The organism is Leisingera sp. NJS201, assembly GCF_004535885.1.
Classification (GTDB): domain Bacteria; phylum Pseudomonadota; class Alphaproteobacteria; order Rhodobacterales; family Rhodobacteraceae; genus Leisingera.
This window is the reverse complement of record NZ_CP038234.1, coordinates 154,502-171,141: the sequence shown is the minus strand read 5'-3', so window position 1 is coordinate 171,141 and position 16,640 is coordinate 154,502. Positions and strand designations below refer to the sequence as shown.

Here is a 16,640-nt window from a genome sequence, read left to right as displayed (position 1 = left end):
TAGTTTCCTCCGGCCTGCATATTCCCGTCAGCCTGCTTGCCACGGTCAAATCGTGCCGTCGCCCTTGGGCAGGCAGATCTCGAATGCCGTGCCGCCCGGGCTGGTTTCCTTCAGCACGACCGATCCGCCATGGCCGCGGGCCAGCTCGCCTGCAATGGCCAGGCCCAGCCCGGTGCCGCCCTTGCGGGCACCGCCCTGGAACGGGGTGAACAGATTGTCCTGCGCTTTTTTCGGCAAACCGGGGCCGGTGTCGGAAACGGTGATGTACCAGGCGTCCTCTTCCTCGCGCGCATCAACCCTGATCTGACCCGGTTTCCCGGTGGCGGTGATCGCCTGACGGGCGTTGCGCACCAAGTTCATGACTATGCGGAACAGCTGTTCGGAATCGGCACGCAGCATCATCGGTTTGGGCACTGCATTGACGATCTCAATCAATGTGCTGTCCGCGGCCAGCAATTCGCTTTCGGCAATATCCGCTGTGATTTCATGCAGGCAGACCACTGCAAAGGTGGGCGACGGCTCCTCGGCGCGCCCAAACGCCAGAGTTCCCTCGCACAGGGAGACCGCGCGGGTGATCGAGTTCACCAGTTTCGGCGCCAGCCGCCGCACCAGGGGGTCCTCGCTCATCTCGATCCGGTCGGTGAACAGCTGCGCCGAAGTCAGGATATTGCGCAGATCATGGCTCACTTTGGCGACCGCGCCGCCCAGCTGGGCCAGCCGCTCGCGCTGCTTCAGCGCGTGGGTCAGCTCGGTCTGCAGCTGCATCAGAGCCTCTTCTGCCTCGCGCAGCTCCACCACGCTGGAACTCGGGTGGATGATGCCGCGCGCATCCTCAGGCGCCGCCGCATAGCGCTGCATATAGCCGACAACGCTTTTGATCGGTTTCACCAGCACAATCCGCACCGCAACAAACAGCAAAAGCGCCGTGAAAACCGAGATCACCGCCGACAGAACCAGGATCCGCACCCCGTAATCGATCATCGCCATCCGTAAGGGCGCAGTTTCCATGGTGACTTCGATCAATATCCCCGCATCGCGCACCGGTGCGCCGATTACCCGGATAATCTCGTTTTCCGGCCGGGACAGCCGCAGCACCGCATCCCGGATCAGAGTCATTGCCCCGGCCATCCGCAAATCATAGGTGCCGGTGATCTGCTGCGGAATCGGCGAGGCCAGCATCAGCTGGCGGATCTCGTCGCGGCGCAGCACGACGTTATAGACACCTGCGTTCTCCAAAAGCTCCGCTTCCAGTTCCGTCGCCAGCATGTCATCAGCCAGCAGCGCCAGCGACGCGATCTGCGCCCGCTGCAACCGGTCGGCCAGAAAATCCTCGCGGAACCGCGCAATCGAAGGCACAAAGATCAGGATCTCGGCCAGCATCACGAAGACCGTGGTCAGGACCAGAAATCTGCCCGAAAGCGTGTTGAGCATCCCGCCGCCCTTACCTCAAGGTATCCAGCGCTGCACCACGCGCACAGCGCGTTTCACAAAACCGCTCTCAAACAGCCGCGGGGTGAAATAGGCCCCGGCAACCCGTTTGTTAATCTCGCTGATGGAGGGGTAAGGCGCAACCATGGCTGCAATCTGGCTCATTTTCAAACGGTTGGCCAGCGCCATCGACCACAGGCCGATCAATTCCCCCGCCTGATGGCCTGCGATGGTGGCGCCTACGGGACGGCCCTTGAAAACCATTACCTTGATGAAGCCTTTGGTCCTGCGTTCGGCAATGGCACGGTCGTTGTGATGGTAATCGAACCGTGCCACCTCCAGTTTGACACCGTAGATATCCCGCGCCTGCGCCTCGGTCAGGCCGACCTGTGCCAGTTCCGGATCGGTATAGGTGGCCCAGGGGATATGGCTGGTCTTGGCCTTGGACGGCAGGCCGAACAGGGCTGAGCGGATAATTATGCCTGCGTGATAGCCCGCCACATGGGTGAATTGCAGCCCGCCGGCCACATCGCCGATGGCATAGACACGTTTGTTGGTGGTCAGCAGACTGCCGTCCACCTTGATGCCGTTGCCTTTGGTTTCAATCCCGGCGGCAGCGAGGTTCAGCCGCTCCATATTGGCCTTGCGCCCCACCGCCATCAGCAGGTGGCTGCCCTTGAACAGGCTGCCGTCCCTGGCCTCCACCTCAACCGCGCCGGCCTGACCGCCGATGCGCGAGACCATGGCGCCCTCGGCGATCTCCACACCTTCTGCGCGCAAGCTGTCCAGCACTAGCGCTGCGGCCTCCGGATCATCTTTGCCCAGCGCCTTCAGCCCTTCGATCACAGTGACCTTGCAGCCCAGGCGCACATGCGCCTGCGCCATCTCCATGCCGATCGGGCCACCGCCGATGATCAACAGATGCTCCGGCTTCTCGCGCAGTTCAAACAGGGTCTCGTTGGTCTCGTAAGGCACTTTGTCCAGCCCTGGGATCGGCGGCACCAGCGGCGAAGACCCCGTGGCGATCACCACCCGCCGCGCAATGATCCGGTGCGGGCCTGCTTCGACCTCTGTTGGCGAAACAAAGCGGCCGAACTCGCGGATCACCCGCACGCCAAGGCCCTCGAATCGTTCCTGGCTGTCGACCGGGGCGATGGTATCAATCACCGCCTGCACATGATCCTTGGCCGCGGCATAATCCACCTGCGGGTGCTGATCCGGCACACCAAAGGCTTGGGTATGCGCCTGGGCGTGCGCCGCCTTGCCGCTGGCCAGCAGCGCCTTGGAGGGCACACAGCCGTAGTTCAGGCAATCGCCGCCCATCTTGTGGCCTTCCAGCAGCACAACCGACGCCCCCATCTGGCTGGCACCAGCCGCCGCCGACAGTCCGCCCGACCCGGCGCCGATAATCAGGAGATCACATTCTATGCGGCTCATGTTCAGGTATCCTTGCTGTTCTTGCCACGCAGAGTGCCGCGGACGGATTTGACCAGGATCGGCATTGCCGCCAGCACGCACAGGCCCAGAATAGGCCCGATCACATGCGGCTCCCACAACAGGCTCAGATCCGGGTCTTCACCGCGGTCGAACACCGCCCCGACCCCGACCCCGATCCAGGTAAACACAATGGCGCCCGGAATAATCCCCGCCGCCGTGGTCCACAGGAAGTTGCGGAACTTCACACCGACCAGCGCGGGCAGCAGGTTGGCGACAAAAAACGGCACCGCCGGAACCAGCCGCAACAGCAAGAGCACCTCGACCTCGTTCTCGCGCAGCGCCTGTTTCAGCATCTGCACCCGGCCTTCTGCCGCTTCCATCCTGGCGGTCAGCGCGGCGCCCAGCCCCCAGCGCGCCGCCAGAAAGATGCCCGCCGCACCGATGGTGGCCGAAATCACGTTGACCGCGGTGCCCGCCGCCAGTCCGAACAGGAACCCGCCAGTGACCGAGGCCACCGCCGCACCCGGCAGCGAAAACAGCACGATCACAATGTAGAGCCCCATGAACAGCGCCACGAGACCAAGGTAATTCTGATCCCGGAACGCCATCAGCGCCTCGCGGTTGTCGCGCAGCGTGTCAAAACTCAGGTAGTCCTTCAACGTCACCGCCCCGATCAGTGCCACCACCGCGACGGCAATCAACGGCAGATGGCGGGCCATGCCCGGCTTGGCCGCAGGCTGATCCTTTGGCTCGGAATCGGTCTTGGGTGTCTCGCTCATATCGCTCATACGTCCGTCTCTGTGGCAGTGCAGTGTAGCTACGTGTTAAATGGCCCGCAGGCGAGGGTGGGCAGCCCTGCCTCACGGCTGCTTGATCACTTGCCCCCGGATTCGTGAGGTTTGTGGCAGAATCACTGCCCGGATGTTACATCCGCCCTGCCCGGAGGCTGTTCCGGTGCGGTTTTTGGCGGAAATGTTGCACGCCAGGGTTCCGCGCCGCCATGCTTACAGGGGTTTTCTCACCCTAAAAGGTGTTTTCTCACCTCGCAGGGTTTGACTTACCCGCCGTTCCCTCCTAAAGACCGGGCTTCGAGATAGACCCCCGGGAGGCGATTCCGCGCCCTGCCCGAAGATACAATGTGGAGACCGGAGCGATGAAACGCACCTATCAGCCTTCGAACCTGGTTCGTAAACGCCGCCACGGCTTCCGTGCGCGCATGGCCACCAAAGCTGGCCGCAAGATCCTGAACGCACGCCGCGCCCGCGGCCGGAAAGAACTGAGCGCATAAGCTCAGTTCCAGTTCTGACGGACATGACACCGCCGGAGGCCCCAAGGACGGCACTGCTGCCCGCGGGGACACGCCTCCGGCGGTGTCCGTTTGCGCAGCTGATGCGCCAAAGATCGAGGTCATGGCCAAGCGCCGTGATTTCCTTGCCTGTGCCCGCCCGCCTGCCCGCAAGCAGGGCACCAAGGGCATGATGGTCCAGGGCCGCAACCGCCAGGATAATGGCGGCATCCGCATGGGGTTCACCTGTTCCAAAAAGGTCGGCAATGCCGTCGCCCGCAACCGCGCCAAGCGCCGGCTGCGCGAGGCCGCACGGATGATTCTCCCCGCGCATGGCCGTCCGGGATGGGATTACGTGCTGATCGGCCGCGCGATGGAGACCGCCCAGCGCCCGTTCGAGGAACTGAAGCGCGACCTGATTTATGCGCTGAAAAAGATCCACGGCCAGTAAGCCAGAAAAAACCAGGCTCCGCGCATGTCCGCGGGAAGTCCGTGCCACTATGGCTGCAGTTTCTCCGGCCGATAGGCTGGACAGCGCCCGACCCTCCCCTCGGGAGGGCGCTGCCCTCATTGCCATGCGGCGCAGCTCACCCTATCTAACCCGCATGACCCCGCTGGCCCATATCCTCGCCCTGCCTGTGCGCGCCTACCGGCTGCTGTTCAGCCCCTGGGTCGGCTTCAACTGCCGCTACCAGCCCACCTGCTCGGCCTACGCGCTGGAAGCGCTCGAAAAGCATGGCGCGATCAAGGGCTCCTGGCTTACTGCCCGACGGATCGGTCGCTGCCACCCCTTCGGCGGCGATGGCTATGACCCGGTGCCTGGCGGCAAGGACTGAAGCCGGAACACCTTTTTTTCTTGGCAAAACGCACTTCCTCAGCTAGGGCGCGCCCATGCTTGATGATGATCTGGACGAAATCCACCCGCTGTTTGCCGGCGCCCCCTCGACCACCGAGTTCAAGAAACTCAGGAAGCGCATTGTGCGCTATGCCCGTGAGGCGATCGACCAATACGGCATGGTGGAGCGCCGCACGGACGGCAGCACGCCCAAGTGGCTGGTCTGCCTGTCGGGCGGCAAAGACAGCTATACCCTGCTGGCGGTTCTTTATGAGCTGAAGTGGCGCGGCCTGCTGCCGGTGGACCTGCTCGCCTGCAACCTGGATCAGGGCCAGCCCGGTTTTCCGGCCACAGTGCTGCCGGAGTTCCTCGAAAAGATGGGCGTGCCGCACCGGATCGAATATCAGGACACTTATTCCATCGTGATGGACAAGGTTCCGCAGGGCCGGACATTTTGCGCGCTCTGTTCGCGCCTGCGCCGCGGCAACCTGTACCGTATCGCGCGCGAAGAGGGCTGCTCCGCCGTGGTGCTCGGCCACCACCGGGACGACATTCTGGAAACCTTCTTCATGAATCTCTTTCACGGCGGCCGGCTCGCGACCATGCCGCCAAAACTGGTGAACGAGGAAGGCGACCTCTTTGTGTTCCGCCCGCTGGCCCATGTGGCCGAGGCCGATTGCGAAAAATTCGCCCGTTCCATGAACTATCCGATCATCCCCTGCGACCTGTGCGGCAGCCAGGACGGGCTGCAGCGTCAGCAGGTGAAACAGATCCTGGATCAGTGGGAATCAAACAGCCCGGGCCGCCGCCAGGTGATGTTCCGCGCATTGATGAATGCCCGGCCTTCGCACCTGCTGGATCCGAAACTGTTCGATTTTGCCGGTTTGGAACTGAAGAACCCGGATTCCGGGCCGGAAATACCGGATATTCCCAAGCTGCGTTAACTCCCGGGTTAGATCAGCACCCTAGTCTCATGCCGAAACGACTGGCTGCAGACGAAAGGTCTGAGAATGACAAACACAGGATCAGGTCTCCTGGCACGGCTCCGGCAAACCCTTGCCCCGGCACTTTTCGGGCCGCCTGTGCTCGCTTTCCTGCCTGCCCTGACCCTGGCCACCTATTGGCTCGGCGGCGAAACCGCATTGCTTTCGGTGGCACTTGGCCTGCCGGTGCTGATTGCCGTCGCCGGCGGGTTCAGCAAACTGGGCGGTGGCGGCGGCCTGCCGCGCGACAGTGTCACCGGCATGATGCTGCGCGACGGGTTCGAGCATGACACCGCGCGCATCTATGACGAATGCGCGGAAACGGATCTGCGCTCCGCGGTCTTCATCCTGGAACTGGACGATTACAAAGAAATGGCGGACCGGCACGGGCTTGAGGCCGGCGACCGTATCGTTCAGCACTGCGGCACGCAGATCGCCTCGGTCCTGCGCCAGCACGATACAATTGCCCGGATCGGCGACAGCCGCTTTGCCATCTGCCTGGCCCCGACCCTGCAGCTGGATCTGGAATTGTGCATCCAGCTGGCCGGCCGGATGCAGACCGCCGCCGAGGAACCTGTGCCGCTGGATGGCACCAACATCTACGTGACCTGCTCCATCGGCTTTTGCCAGCGCAACCGGGCTCCGGGTAAGACCGGGTCCGACTGGACCGGCGCCGCCGTGACTGCCCTGGCCGAGGCGCAAAGCAATGGCCCGGGCGGCATCCGCGCCTTTTCGGTGGATATGTCCGGGCGCGGCGGGACCCGTTCCAACCTGCGTGAAGAGGCTGCTTCGGCCCTTGAATCCGGTCAGATTCAGGCTTGGTTCCAGCCGCAGATCTGCACCGACACCGGCCGGGTTTCCGGGTTCGAGGCACTGGCCCGCTGGTCGCACCCGGTGCAGGGGCTGATCCCGCCCTCGACCTTCCTGCCCGCACTGGAGGAAGCCGGGCTGATGGACCGGCTGAGCCAGGTGATGCTTTACAATTCCCTGGTGGCGATCAAGGCCTGGGATGCCGCCGGCGTCCAGGTGCCTTGTGTCGGGGTGAACTTTGCCACTCAGGAACTGCGCAATCCCGGTCTTGCAGGGCGCATCAAATGGGAGCTTGAACGATTTGAGCTGCCGCCCAGCCGCCTGTGTGTGGAGATCCTGGAAACCGTGATGACCGATCAGCCCGACGGTGTGATCACCCGCAACATCCTCGCCCTCAGCGAAATGGGCTGCCACATCGATCTGGATGATTTCGGCACCGGCCATGCCTCCATCGCCGCGGTGCGCCGCTTCAGCATCTCCCGCATCAAGATCGACCGCTCCTTTGTGATGAAAGCGGATCAGGATCCGGAACAGCAGAAACTGATCTCCGCGATCCTTACCATGGCCGAACGGCTGGAGCTGGAAACCCTGGCCGAAGGGGTCGAAACCGCAGGCGAACACGCACTGCTGGCGCAGCTGGGCTGCGGCCATGTGCAGGGCTTCGGCATCGGCCGCCCGATGCCGTTCGACCAGACGCTGGACTGGATCACGTCCCATGAAGCCAAATTGCAGGACACGCCTGCGATCGGCCGCCAGACCCCCTGAATACTCAATTCCATTGATTTTCTGCTGCGCCAGGGCCCTATGCCGCCCCGGCGCGCCGCGATTCTGCTTGACCTTTGCGGCCCACCTCTGTTGAACCCCACGTGTCCTTCCCTACACGAGGTGGCAGTCCCCAATGGACGATCAGAACAAAAATCTTATTCTCGCAACCGTACTCAGCTTTCTGGTGATCCTGGGGTGGTACACCTTTTTCCCGCCGCCAGAGCCGGAACAGGCGCCTGAAACCGCGGTCAGCGAATCCGCGCCCGCAGGCGATACCGCCCTGGTCCCCAGCGCCTCCGCAGACGCGGTGGCCGAGACCGCCGCGGAAGAGGCCGAAGCCCCCGATGCGCCGCGCGTTGCCATCGACACCGCGCGCCTGGCCGGCAGCATCTCGCTGCAGGGCGGCCGGATCGACGATCTGTCGCTGAAGGACTACCGCGAGACGCTGGACGAGGGGTCTCCGATCGTCAAACTGCTGAAGCCCGTGGGCGACGCAGGTGCTTATTACGCGCTCTACGGCTGGGCGCCGGGTGCGGGCCTGTCGCTGGACGATGTGCCGGGTGCCAACACCATCTGGACCGCGCCGGCAGACGCCGCCCTGACCACCGACAGCCCCGTCACCCTGACCTGGGACAACGGCAAGGGCCTGACCTTCTCCCGCACCATCGCGGTGGATGAGGATTACATGTTCTCGGTCACACAGTCGGTGGCCAATGCCTCCGGCGGCAGCGTCGCCCTGGCGCCCTACGGCACCCTGGCCCGCCATGGCCAGCCTGCGGACCTGAAGAACTTCTTCATCCTGCACGAAGGCCTGGTTGGAATGTCGGACGCCGAACTGGCCGAAACCGACTATGACGACATGGCCGACTTTGAGCCCGACCCGCGCGACGGCTCCCGGGCCGAGGTCAAACAGGTCGCAGAGAACGGCTGGATCGGTTTTACCGACCACTACTGGATGTCGACCCTGATCCCCGAACCGGGCCAGGCCTTCCGCTCAATCGCGAAATTCGACGAACGCCGCGAGATCTATCAGACCGACATCGTGCTGCCGACCATCACCGTGGCAGAGGGCCAGTCCTCTGAAGTTACCACCCAGCTGTTTGCCGGCGCCAAGGAATGGGAAGCCATTCGCGGCTATGAAAAGGGAGGCATCCAAGGCTTCCTGGATGTCATCGACTGGGGCTGGTTTTTCTTCCTGACCAAGCCGATGTTCTGGCTCTTGCACAACTTGAACGTGCTGATCGGCAACATGGGCTGGGCTATCATCGGCCTGACCGTTGTGATCAAGATCCTGGTGTTCCCGCTGGCCTATAAATCTTATGCTTCGATGGCCAAGATGAAAGAGCTTCAGCCGGAGATGGAGAAGCTTAAGGAGCGCACCGGCGACGACCGCCAGAAGATGCAAAAGGAGATGATGGAGCTTTACAAGCGGGAGAAGGTGAACCCCGCCGCGGGCTGCCTGCCGATCCTGATCCAGATCCCCATCTTCTTCTCGCTCTACAAGGTGATCTTCGTCACCCTGGAACTGCGCCACGCGCCCTTCTTCGGTCCCTTCCAGGACCTCAGCGCGCCGGATCCGACCTCGATCATGAACCTCTTTGGCCTGCTGCCCTTTGCCTCCCCGGCACCGGAAAGCATCATGGCGCTGGTCTTCATCGGTATCCTGCCGATCCTGCTCGGCATCTCGATGTGGCTGCAGCAGAAACTGAACCCGGCGCCCACCGACCCGACCCAGCAGATGATCTTTGCCTGGATGCCCTGGGTGTTCATGTTCATGCTCGGCGGCTTTGCCTCCGGCCTGGTCGTCTACTGGATTGCCAACAACACGATCACCTTCAGCCAGCAGTACCTGATCATGCGCAGCCACGGCTACAAGCCGGACGTGTTCGGCAACATCAAGTCGGGCTTCAAGAAGAAGCCGAAGGCTGACAGCTGATGACGCACCAAGTTACGGACATCTGGCGCCACCCGCTCAAGTCCCACGGGCGTGAAGCGCTGGAAAATGTAACCCTGACCGCCGGGCAAACCATGCCCGGCGATCGCGTTTGGGCGGTGGCGCATGAGGTCTCCAAGGCGGACGGTTCCGAATGGGCGCCCTGCCAGAACTTCACCCGCGGCTCCAAGGCGCCCGGGCTGATGGCCATCAATGCCCGCCTGGACGATGCCAGCGGCCAGCTGACGCTGACCCACCCGCACCGGCCTGACCTGACATTCGACCCGGAAAATCCTGCGGATCTGCAACGTTTCCTTGATTGGGAGAAGCCGCTGACCCCGGCGGGCCGTGCCGCCTCTGCCCGGATCATCCGGGTGCCGGGCCGCGGCATGACCGATACCCCTTTCCCCTCGGTTACCCTGTGCAACCGGGCCTCTCACCGGGCTGTGGAACAGGCCATCGGTCATGATCTGTCACCCAAGCGCTGGCGCGGCAACATCTGGTTCGATCTGGATGAGGCCTGGGCCGAAAACGACTGGCTGGGCCGCGAAGTGCAGATCGGCGAGGCTGTTTTTGCGGTACGCGAACGGGTGGTACGCTGCCTGGCGACCACCGCCAATCCCGAAACCGGCGAACGCGACGCCGATACGCTCAAGACCCTGAAAGACAACTGGGGCCACCAGGATTTCTCTGTTTACACCGAAGTGGTGCGCAGCGGTGAGATCCGTCTTGGCGACGCGGTAAAGGTGCTGTGATGCAAATGCAATTCTCCCTGGCCGAGGCGCCGGATGACATCTCTGCCGAAAAAGGCCGCAAGCTGTTTGCGGGCGAGACCGAGTTCCTGAAAGGCGTGGTTGCGATGAACGGCCTGCCCGATGCCGACCGGCTGGAGGTATGCTTTGCCGGCCGTTCCAACGTCGGCAAGTCGAGCCTGATCAACGCGCTGACCGGAACCAAGGGCATCGCGCGGGCCTCCAACACACCGGGCCGCACGCAAGAAATCAACTTCTTCACTCAAGGCCCGAGCTGTATCTGGTCGACCTGCCCGGCTATGGCTATGCCAACGCGCCGCTGAAAGTGGTGGAGCAGTGGCAGAAGCTCTTGAAACGCTACCTGTCAGGCCGCCAGAACCTGCGCCGCGCTTTTGTGCTGATTGACAGCCGCCACGGGATCAAGGCGGTGGACGCCGAGATCATGAAGCTGCTGGACAGCTCTGCCGTTACCTTCCAATGCGTCATGACCAAGGCCGACAAAGTCAAGGAAACGGACCGCGCCAAGGTGCTGGAGCAGGTGAAGGACGCCTTGTCCAAACACCCCGCTGCTTACCCTGAGATCGTCCTGACCTCGTCCGAGAAGGGCGACGGCATCGCCACTCTGCGCTCGATCATCGCCGGGCTGTAACCGCATGCTGCGCTGCTTGTCCTCCTTTCTGGTTGTGATCGCCCTGGCCGTTGCCGGGCTGATCCCGGCCGGCTGGATGCCAAGCACCGCACAGGACGGCAAGGTGCTGCTGGTGATCTGCACCACCGATGGCGTGCAGGAGGCCTGGGTCGATCCGGGTGATGATGGTTCACATGATCCTGCTGAACCAATGGACGACCGCAGCTGCCCCTTCTCAGGGTTTACCACGGCGGCTTTGCTGCCGGACGGCACGCTGCACCTCAGCCTTGATGCACCGCTGGCCGACCGCTGGTCACGCGAGGTGTTCACTCATCACAGCGCCGGTTTCCACTGGCGCTACGACGCCCGCGGCCCGCCCGCCGCGGCCTAGGGTCAGCCCCCTTTCATCCGGCCCCCGGCACTGGCTGAGCGCACAGGTCCCCCTGCCCGCCGCCTGACAGCCGCGCCGCCTGTCTGCTTTGCTGCATTGGATCAACGCCCGGCGCGTTCTCCCGTGCAGCAATGTCTGGACCTGGCCGGATCAATGGGTCCTGGCCCTTTCATCCCCCAAACCCCCAATATACCTGCCGGCACATCTGTGCCCGGCGCCCAGACATGGAGACTCCCATGGCGACCAGCCAACCGCAATCCGCGGGCCAATCGCGCCCGCTGTCCGAGAAATTCTACTTCGCCGCCTGGCGCTGGCACTTCTACGCCGGCCTGTTTGTGGTGCCGTTCCTGATCATGCTGGCTGTCACTGGCCTGATGATGATGTTCATCACTCAGTTCGACGGCCGCGACGGCGAGACCATCACCGTTACGCAGGGCACGGCTGAACTCAGCATCGCTGATCAATCCGCCGCCGTGCTGGCCGCCCAGCCCGGCACCATTGCCGAATGGATCGGCCCCAAGGCGCCGGATCTGGCCGCCGTTTTCCGCGTCAAAACCGAGGCTGGCCAGCGTCTGGTGGCACTGAACCAGTACACCGGCGAAGTGATCGAGACATGGGACCGCCGCGCAGGCTGGTATGATCTGGCCGACAACATCCATTCGACCCTGTTGATCGGCGACACCGGCGACCGGCTGATCGAGATCGCCGCGGGCCTTGGCATCGTGCTGGTCCTTACGGGGGTGTACCTGTGGTGGCCGCGCGGCAATGCCGCCAGTGCCTTTGTCCCCAATTTCCGCGCCAAGGGCCGCGCCCTGTGGAAGAACCTGCACGCGGTCACCGGCTTCTGGATGTCGGCACTGCTGGTTGTCTTCCTGATCTCCGGCCTGTCGTGGACCGGCATCTGGGGCGGCCAGATGATGCAGGCCTGGAGCACCTTTCCGGCAGCCAAATGGGACAACGTGCCCCTGTCCGACGATATTCACGCCAGCATGAACCATGGGCATACAAACGATGTGCCCTGGGCGCTGGAACAGACCCCGATGCCAGCTTCCGGCTCTGAGGCCGGGATTACCGGCATTTCCGAAGGCCAGCCTGTAGACGCAGGCAACATTATCGCCCTAGGCCGCGCTTTGGGGATGGAGGGCCGCTTCCGCCTGGCCTATCCCGGCGGCGGAAATGGCGTCTGGACCATCAACCGCGACAGCATGAGCGGCGACGGCGACGATCCTTTCATCGACCGCACCATTCATATTGACCAGTACAGCGGCAAGATTCTCGCTGACGTGAAATACGAGGACTACTCGCTCGCGGGCAAGGCAATGGCCGTCAGCATCCCCTTCCACATGGGTCTGATGGGCACCTGGAGCTTCGTGCTGAACGTGGTGTTCTGCCTGGCAGTGATCTTTGTCTGCGTCTCCGGCCTGGTAATGTGGATGAAACGCCGCCCCGCAGGTGCCAGCCGCCTGGCCGCACCGCCGGAACCGGCAGAGATGCCGTTCTGGAAGGGGGCTGCGCTGATTGCGGTGCTGGTCTCGCTGGCCTTCCCGCTGACCGGCCTGCTGCTGCTGGCAGTGCTGGCGATTGACGTGCTGCTGCTGGGCAACCTGCCGGTGCTGAAACGCGCGGTAAGCTGACAGAGCACCGCCCGGCCTTTAGGCCGGGCGGTGTGCCCGCAATCAAACGTGCTGCGCGCCGTTCACCTCAATCTCGGCGCCGGAGATGTAGGAACTCCCTTCCGAGCACAGGAAATAGATCGCCGAGGCCACCTCCTCGGGCTGGCCCAGCCGCTGCATCGGCAGCTTCTCGACAATCTTGTCGGTGCCTGGCGACAGGATCGCGGTTTCCACCTCGCCCGGTGCAATGGCATTGACCCGCACCCCCAAGGGCCGAAGTCATGCGCCATCTCCCGCGTCAGCGCCGCCAGTGCCGCCTTGGAGGTGGCATAGGCGGCCCCGGCAAAGGGGTGCACCCGGCTGCCCGCAATTGAGGTCACATTGACGACGGACCCTTTGGCGGCTGCCAGTTCCTCCTTCAACCCCGCGCCAGCACAACCGAGCTGAAGAAATTCACGTGGAATACTTTGCCCCAATCCATCAGATCAGTATCCAGCGTGCTGAGCCGCTCGCCGTCCGGCCCTTTCGGCGAGATCCCGGCATTGTTGACCAGCGCGTCCAAGCGGCCGTCCAGCAGGTCCTGGATCTGGCCCACCGCGTTGATCGTGTCCGACGGGTCTGACAGGTCCAATTGCACATGGTTTTCCTGGCCGCCGCCCCAGGGGCATTCCGCCGGGAACGGATGCCGCGAGCAGGTGATAACCCGCCAGCCTTCGCGGTTGAAGCGGCGCACCGTTGCATGGCCGATACCGCGGCTGGCGCCGGTCAATAGCAAGGTCTTCTGACGCATCTGTTGATCCTCACAGGAGATTTCCAGGCTGAGCCTACCACCGGCGCAGGCAACCGCAATGGCCTCCCGCCTGCGGCGGCGCCCGGCGTGCCGCACGCAACGCTTGGCAGCGGCCCCGGAACCGCCTAAACCCTTCTGTCAAAGGAATGATGACAGCGATGAAGACACAAAACATGAACCGCGACTGGATTGCCACTGCCGAGACCCTCTCAAGCGCCCTGCCCTATCTGCAGCGCTATGACGGGGCCATTGTTGTCATCAAGCTGGGCGGCCACGCCATGGGCAGCGACGAGGCGATGGAGACCTTTGCCCGCGATATCGTGCTGATGCGCCAGGTGGGGGTGAACCCTGTGATCGTCCACGGCGGCGGACCGATGATCAATGCGATGCTGGAAAAGCTGCAGATCCAGTCTGAGTTCGTCAACGGCAAGCGGGTCACCGATGCCGCCACCATGGAGGTGGTGGAGATGGTTTTGTCCGGCGTCGTCAACAAGCGTATCGTGCAGGCGATCAACCGGCAGGGCGGCCGTGCCGTTGGCTTGTCAGGCAAGGACGCCAATCTGATAACCTGCGATCAGGCCGACCCGGATCTGGGCTTTGTCGGCGCCCCGTCCGAATTGGACCCCAAGGTGCTGTACGGTCTGTTTGAAAAAGACATGATCCCGGTGATCGCCCCGATCGGTGCGGGCCGGGAAGGCGAGACCTTCAACATCAATGGCGACACTGCTGCCGGGGCCATCGCCAAGGCGCTGCAGGCTGACCGGCTGCTGCTGCTGACCGATGTGGCGGGCGTCAAAAACGGCGACGGCGAGGTGGTCACCGAGCTGAAGGCCGCGGATGTCGACGCAATGACCGCCAGCGGCGTGATTGCCGGCGGGATGATCCCCAAGACCGAAACCGCGCTGGATGCGGTGCGCAACGGCGTGCGCGCCTGCACCATCGTCGACGGGCGGGTTCAGAATTCGGTGCTGCTGGAGCTATTCACCGATCACGGCGCCGGCTCGATGATCCGCGCCTGACGCAGGTGGAAGGAGGGTATGAGGGGCGCTGCCCTCTTGGCCCTTGGGCCAATTCACCCTGGGGTATTTTTGACCAGAAAGAAGCCGGATGGCAGCGGACGGCTGCCGTCCGGCGCTGGCTGCGTTAGCTTCCTGGCGCTTTGTAGACCTTGGCGATGCCGCCGGCCTTCTTCTGTATTGCAGTGAATTCGTCCGAGGTGAACGCCCGCACGGTTTTCAGGTTGCTGACGGCGCCGCTGGCGCCCGTTGCCATCAGCCCCGCAAGCAGGCCCGTTGCGTCGTCAATTGTCACTTGGATCGCAAAATCGCTGTCGCCGGTGGTCAGATAGTAGCTTTCCAAAGTCCCGCCTGCCGCTTCGACAATTGCGCGGGCTGCCGCCTCGCGGTCACTGGGGGTTTCAATCATCGCTTTCATGGCAGAGGCCGTGTAACAGCCGGTCACGATAAATCTTGGCATTCTGTCTCTCCCTGGGGCGAAACCTGCAAGCCGGCGATGGGCCCGATGCCGCACAGCCCGGCCCGCATTCCCCCGGGGCCGGATCATACCACATTCAGGCGTTCCGGCATATGAGCGCGAAGCTGGCGGCGGCGCTGCACTGGCAGGGCGGACCCCCGGCAAGGCTGGACTGGAGCCGGCGGCTGCCGTTCCGCCGCTTCTGACCGCGCCGGCGGGAAGACGCCGGCAGAACAGGACGGGACGTTTTTGCGCTCTGGCAAGCAGGCTTGCGCTGTTAGGCTCGCGCTAAGCCCCTGACCGGATGCCGCATATGACCCAGACCGACCTGCCGGACCACCGTGTCCAATGTGCCCAAGGGGCACTGTCTTATCCTCAGATCGAAGCCGCCGCCGCGCAGGCCGGGCTTGCGGTCTGCGGTGCCCTGCATCCAGCGCGCCAGCCCGTCAAGGCGCTGGAAGATGGCACATTGATCCTGCTGGGAACCGCCGCCGCTTTCTGGCCCGTCTTCAAGAGCAGTCCGGAGCACCGCGACGGCGCCCCGCACCCGGTGGACCGCTGGTCCGAGCGGGTGGTCAGCGCCCTGGCCCAGGACCTGCGCGGCAGCGCCTATTTCCCCTTTGGCGGGCCGCCCTACACGCCTTTCATCAATTGGGCACTGGCATCGGGCCGGTTTTTCACATCCCCGTCACAAATGATGGTGCATGATCGCGCCGGCATGCTGATATCCTTGCGGGGGGCCTTCATTTCCAACAGGAAATTGACATTCCCCCTCCGCCTTTGGCAGAGTCTCCCTGCCGCAGCTGCCACTCCCGCCCCTGTCTCAGCGCCTGTCCCGTCAGCGCATTGGCAGACGGCGGCCCCTACGATCTGGCAGCCTGCCATGACTATCTTGACACTCCCGCCGGCGCCGGCTGCATGGCAGGCGGCTGTCTGGCCCGCCGCGCCTGCCCGCTGAGCCGCACCGCCGGCCGCGACCCGGAACAAACCGCACATCACATGAGGCATTTTCACCCCCAATGACCTGCACCCTGATCCTGACCCGCCATGCCAAGTCCGCCTGGGACGCCAATGTCCCCAGCGACCACGCCCGAACGCTGAACAAACGAGGGCGCCGGTCTGCCCCGGCCATCGCCGCCTGGTTGCGGGACACAGGATATGTGCCGGATCAGGTAATCTCATCCTCCGCGCAACGCACCCGCGAAACCTGCGAGCTGATGGAGCTGGGTGTGCCTGCGCGGTTCACCGAGCGTCTGTATCACGCCAATTCGGAAATGATGTTCAAGGTGCTGATAGAGGCCGAACAGCCGCGGGTCATGCTGATCGGGCATAATCCCGGCATCGCCGCCTTTGCCCATTCCATCGTCTCCAGCCCGCCGGATCATTCGCGGTTCGACGATTACCCGACCGGGGCAACGCTGGTGGCGGAGTTTGATATCAGCAGCTGGCGCGACCTGGCCTGGAGCAGCGGCAAACCCGTCGGCTTTGCCGTTCCGCGCGAACTGCTGGGCGAATAG

General features: G+C 63.5%; 14 protein-coding genes and 4 pseudogenes. 13 read left to right on the top strand and 5 right to left on the bottom strand.

Features of this window, described 5'->3' with window-relative positions:
- Nucleotides 1–45: 45 nt before the first annotated feature.
- Genes ETW23_RS00835 through ETW23_RS00825 form a run of 3 tightly spaced genes read right to left on the bottom strand, consistent with a single transcriptional unit; the run spans nt 46 to nt 3,644 of the window.
- Complete coding sequence (locus ETW23_RS00835) at nt 46–1,431, bottom strand: HAMP domain-containing sensor histidine kinase (protein WP_134828817.1); 1,386 nt, start codon at nt 1,429–1,431, stop codon at nt 46–48.
- A 15-nt stretch (nt 1,432–1,446) separates the two neighbouring features.
- Nucleotides 1,447–2,865, bottom strand: a complete 1,419-nt coding sequence (locus ETW23_RS00830) for an NAD(P)/FAD-dependent oxidoreductase (RefSeq protein ID WP_134828816.1) — start codon at nt 2,863–2,865, stop codon at nt 1,447–1,449.
- A gap of 2 nt (nt 2,866–2,867) precedes the next feature.
- The gene (locus ETW23_RS00825) at nt 2,868–3,644 is read right to left on the bottom strand and encodes a TVP38/TMEM64 family protein (RefSeq protein WP_247676943.1); all 777 of its coding nucleotides are present in this window, start codon (nt 3,642–3,644) and stop codon (nt 2,868–2,870) included.
- A 374-nt stretch (nt 3,645–4,018) separates the two neighbouring features.
- Between ETW23_RS00825 and rpmH the strand changes: the two genes are divergently transcribed.
- The 10 genes and pseudogenes from rpmH (at nt 4,019) to ETW23_RS00775 (ending at nt 12,881) form a co-directional block, all read left to right on the top strand.
- Nucleotides 4,019–4,153 (top strand): 50S ribosomal protein L34, encoded by a 135-nt coding sequence (rpmH, locus tag ETW23_RS00820; protein WP_008554144.1) that lies wholly within the window; start codon nt 4,019–4,021, stop codon nt 4,151–4,153.
- A gap of 23 nt (nt 4,154–4,176) precedes the next feature.
- A pseudogene (gene rnpA, locus ETW23_RS00815) lies at nt 4,177–4,601 on the top strand (ribonuclease P protein component).
- Nucleotides 4,602–4,755: 154 nt separating this feature from the next.
- Nucleotides 4,756–4,986 carry a membrane protein insertion efficiency factor YidD gene (yidD, locus tag ETW23_RS00810; protein WP_129372970.1) on the top strand — a complete coding sequence of 77 codons (231 nt, stop codon included), beginning with the start codon at nt 4,756–4,758 and terminating at the stop codon, nt 4,984–4,986.
- 55 nt (nt 4,987–5,041) lie between these two features.
- Complete coding sequence (gene ttcA / locus ETW23_RS00805; RefSeq protein WP_134828814.1) at nt 5,042–5,929, top strand: tRNA 2-thiocytidine(32) synthetase TtcA; 888 nt, start codon at nt 5,042–5,044, stop codon at nt 5,927–5,929.
- A gap of 66 nt (nt 5,930–5,995) precedes the next feature.
- Entirely contained in the window at nt 5,996–7,543 is a 1,548-nt protein-coding gene (locus tag ETW23_RS00800) for a bifunctional diguanylate cyclase/phosphodiesterase (RefSeq protein ID WP_134828813.1), read from the top strand.
- A gap of 133 nt (nt 7,544–7,676) precedes the next feature.
- Nucleotides 7,677–9,479: a membrane protein insertase YidC gene (gene yidC / locus ETW23_RS00795; RefSeq protein ID WP_134828812.1), complete on the top strand. Its 1,803-nt coding sequence runs from the start codon at nt 7,677–7,679 to the stop codon at nt 9,477–9,479.
- Nucleotides 9,479–10,231: an MOSC domain-containing protein gene (locus tag ETW23_RS00790; protein ID WP_134828811.1), complete on the top strand. Its 753-nt coding sequence runs from the start codon at nt 9,479–9,481 to the stop codon at nt 10,229–10,231. Before yidC ends, ETW23_RS00790 begins: the two co-directional genes overlap by 1 nt.
- Nucleotides 10,231–10,877, top strand: a pseudogene (gene yihA, locus ETW23_RS00785) (ribosome biogenesis GTP-binding protein YihA/YsxC). Before ETW23_RS00790 ends, yihA begins: the two are co-directional and overlap by 1 nt.
- A 4-nt stretch (nt 10,878–10,881) precedes the next feature.
- Nucleotides 10,882–11,247 carry a DUF2946 family protein gene (locus ETW23_RS00780; protein WP_134828810.1) on the top strand — a complete coding sequence of 122 codons (366 nt, stop codon included), beginning with the start codon at nt 10,882–10,884 and terminating at the stop codon, nt 11,245–11,247.
- 236 nt (nt 11,248–11,483) lie between these two features.
- Nucleotides 11,484–12,881: a PepSY domain-containing protein gene (locus ETW23_RS00775; protein WP_134828809.1), complete on the top strand. Its 1,398-nt coding sequence runs from the start codon at nt 11,484–11,486 to the stop codon at nt 12,879–12,881.
- A 42-nt stretch (nt 12,882–12,923) separates the two neighbouring features.
- Here ETW23_RS00775 and ETW23_RS00770 read toward each other — a convergent pair.
- A pseudogene (locus ETW23_RS00770) lies at nt 12,924–13,650 on the bottom strand (SDR family NAD(P)-dependent oxidoreductase).
- 158 nt (nt 13,651–13,808) lie between these two features.
- On the opposite strand from ETW23_RS00770, the gene argB reads away from it, so the two are divergent.
- Nucleotides 13,809–14,669, top strand: coding sequence for an acetylglutamate kinase (gene argB / locus ETW23_RS00765; protein ID WP_129372189.1), 861 nt, complete (start codon nt 13,809–13,811; stop codon nt 14,667–14,669).
- Between the two features lie 124 nt (nt 14,670–14,793).
- Here the strand turns inward: argB and ETW23_RS00760 are convergent, their stop codons facing one another.
- A complete protein-coding gene (locus ETW23_RS00760; RefSeq protein ID WP_134828808.1) occupies nt 14,794–15,126 on the bottom strand; it encodes a GYD domain-containing protein in 333 nt (110 codons plus the stop codon).
- Between the two features lie 310 nt (nt 15,127–15,436).
- On the opposite strand from ETW23_RS00760, the pseudogene ETW23_RS00755 reads away from it, so the two are divergent.
- Nucleotides 15,437–16,146: pseudogene (locus ETW23_RS00755) on the top strand (ferredoxin).
- Complete coding sequence (locus ETW23_RS00750) at nt 16,143–16,640, top strand: histidine phosphatase family protein (RefSeq protein WP_129372192.1); 498 nt, start codon at nt 16,143–16,145, stop codon at nt 16,638–16,640. The pseudogene ETW23_RS00755 and the gene ETW23_RS00750 overlap by 4 nt, the downstream one beginning before the upstream one ends.

Excerpts from the sequence above, each read along its gene's own strand:
- ETW23_RS00835 (WP_134828817.1), bottom strand. The coding sequence starts at position 1,431 with ATGCTCAACACGCTTTCGGGCAGATTTCTGGTCCTGACCACGGTCTTC.
- ETW23_RS00830 (WP_134828816.1), bottom strand. The coding sequence starts at position 2,865 with ATGAGCCGCATAGAATGTGATCTCCTGATTATCGGCGCCGGGTCGGGC.
- ETW23_RS00825 (WP_247676943.1), bottom strand. The coding sequence starts at position 3,644 with ATGAGCGAGACACCCAAGACCGATTCCGAGCCAAAGGATCAGCCTGCG.
- rpmH (WP_008554144.1), top strand. The coding sequence starts at position 4,019 with ATGAAACGCACCTATCAGCCTTCGAACCTGGTTCGTAAACGCCGCCAC.
- yidD (WP_129372970.1), top strand. The coding sequence starts at position 4,756 with ATGACCCCGCTGGCCCATATCCTCGCCCTGCCTGTGCGCGCCTACCGG.
- ttcA (WP_134828814.1), top strand. The coding sequence starts at position 5,042 with ATGCTTGATGATGATCTGGACGAAATCCACCCGCTGTTTGCCGGCGCC.
- ETW23_RS00800 (WP_134828813.1), top strand. The coding sequence starts at position 5,996 with ATGACAAACACAGGATCAGGTCTCCTGGCACGGCTCCGGCAAACCCTT.
- yidC (WP_134828812.1), top strand. The coding sequence starts at position 7,677 with ATGGACGATCAGAACAAAAATCTTATTCTCGCAACCGTACTCAGCTTT.
- ETW23_RS00790 (WP_134828811.1), top strand. The coding sequence starts at position 9,479 with ATGACGCACCAAGTTACGGACATCTGGCGCCACCCGCTCAAGTCCCAC.
- ETW23_RS00780 (WP_134828810.1), top strand. The coding sequence starts at position 10,882 with ATGCTGCGCTGCTTGTCCTCCTTTCTGGTTGTGATCGCCCTGGCCGTT.
- ETW23_RS00775 (WP_134828809.1), top strand. The coding sequence starts at position 11,484 with ATGGCGACCAGCCAACCGCAATCCGCGGGCCAATCGCGCCCGCTGTCC.
- argB (WP_129372189.1), top strand. The coding sequence starts at position 13,809 with ATGAAGACACAAAACATGAACCGCGACTGGATTGCCACTGCCGAGACC.
- ETW23_RS00760 (WP_134828808.1), bottom strand. The coding sequence starts at position 15,126 with ATGCCAAGATTTATCGTGACCGGCTGTTACACGGCCTCTGCCATGAAA.
- ETW23_RS00750 (WP_129372192.1), top strand. The coding sequence starts at position 16,143 with ATGACCTGCACCCTGATCCTGACCCGCCATGCCAAGTCCGCCTGGGAC.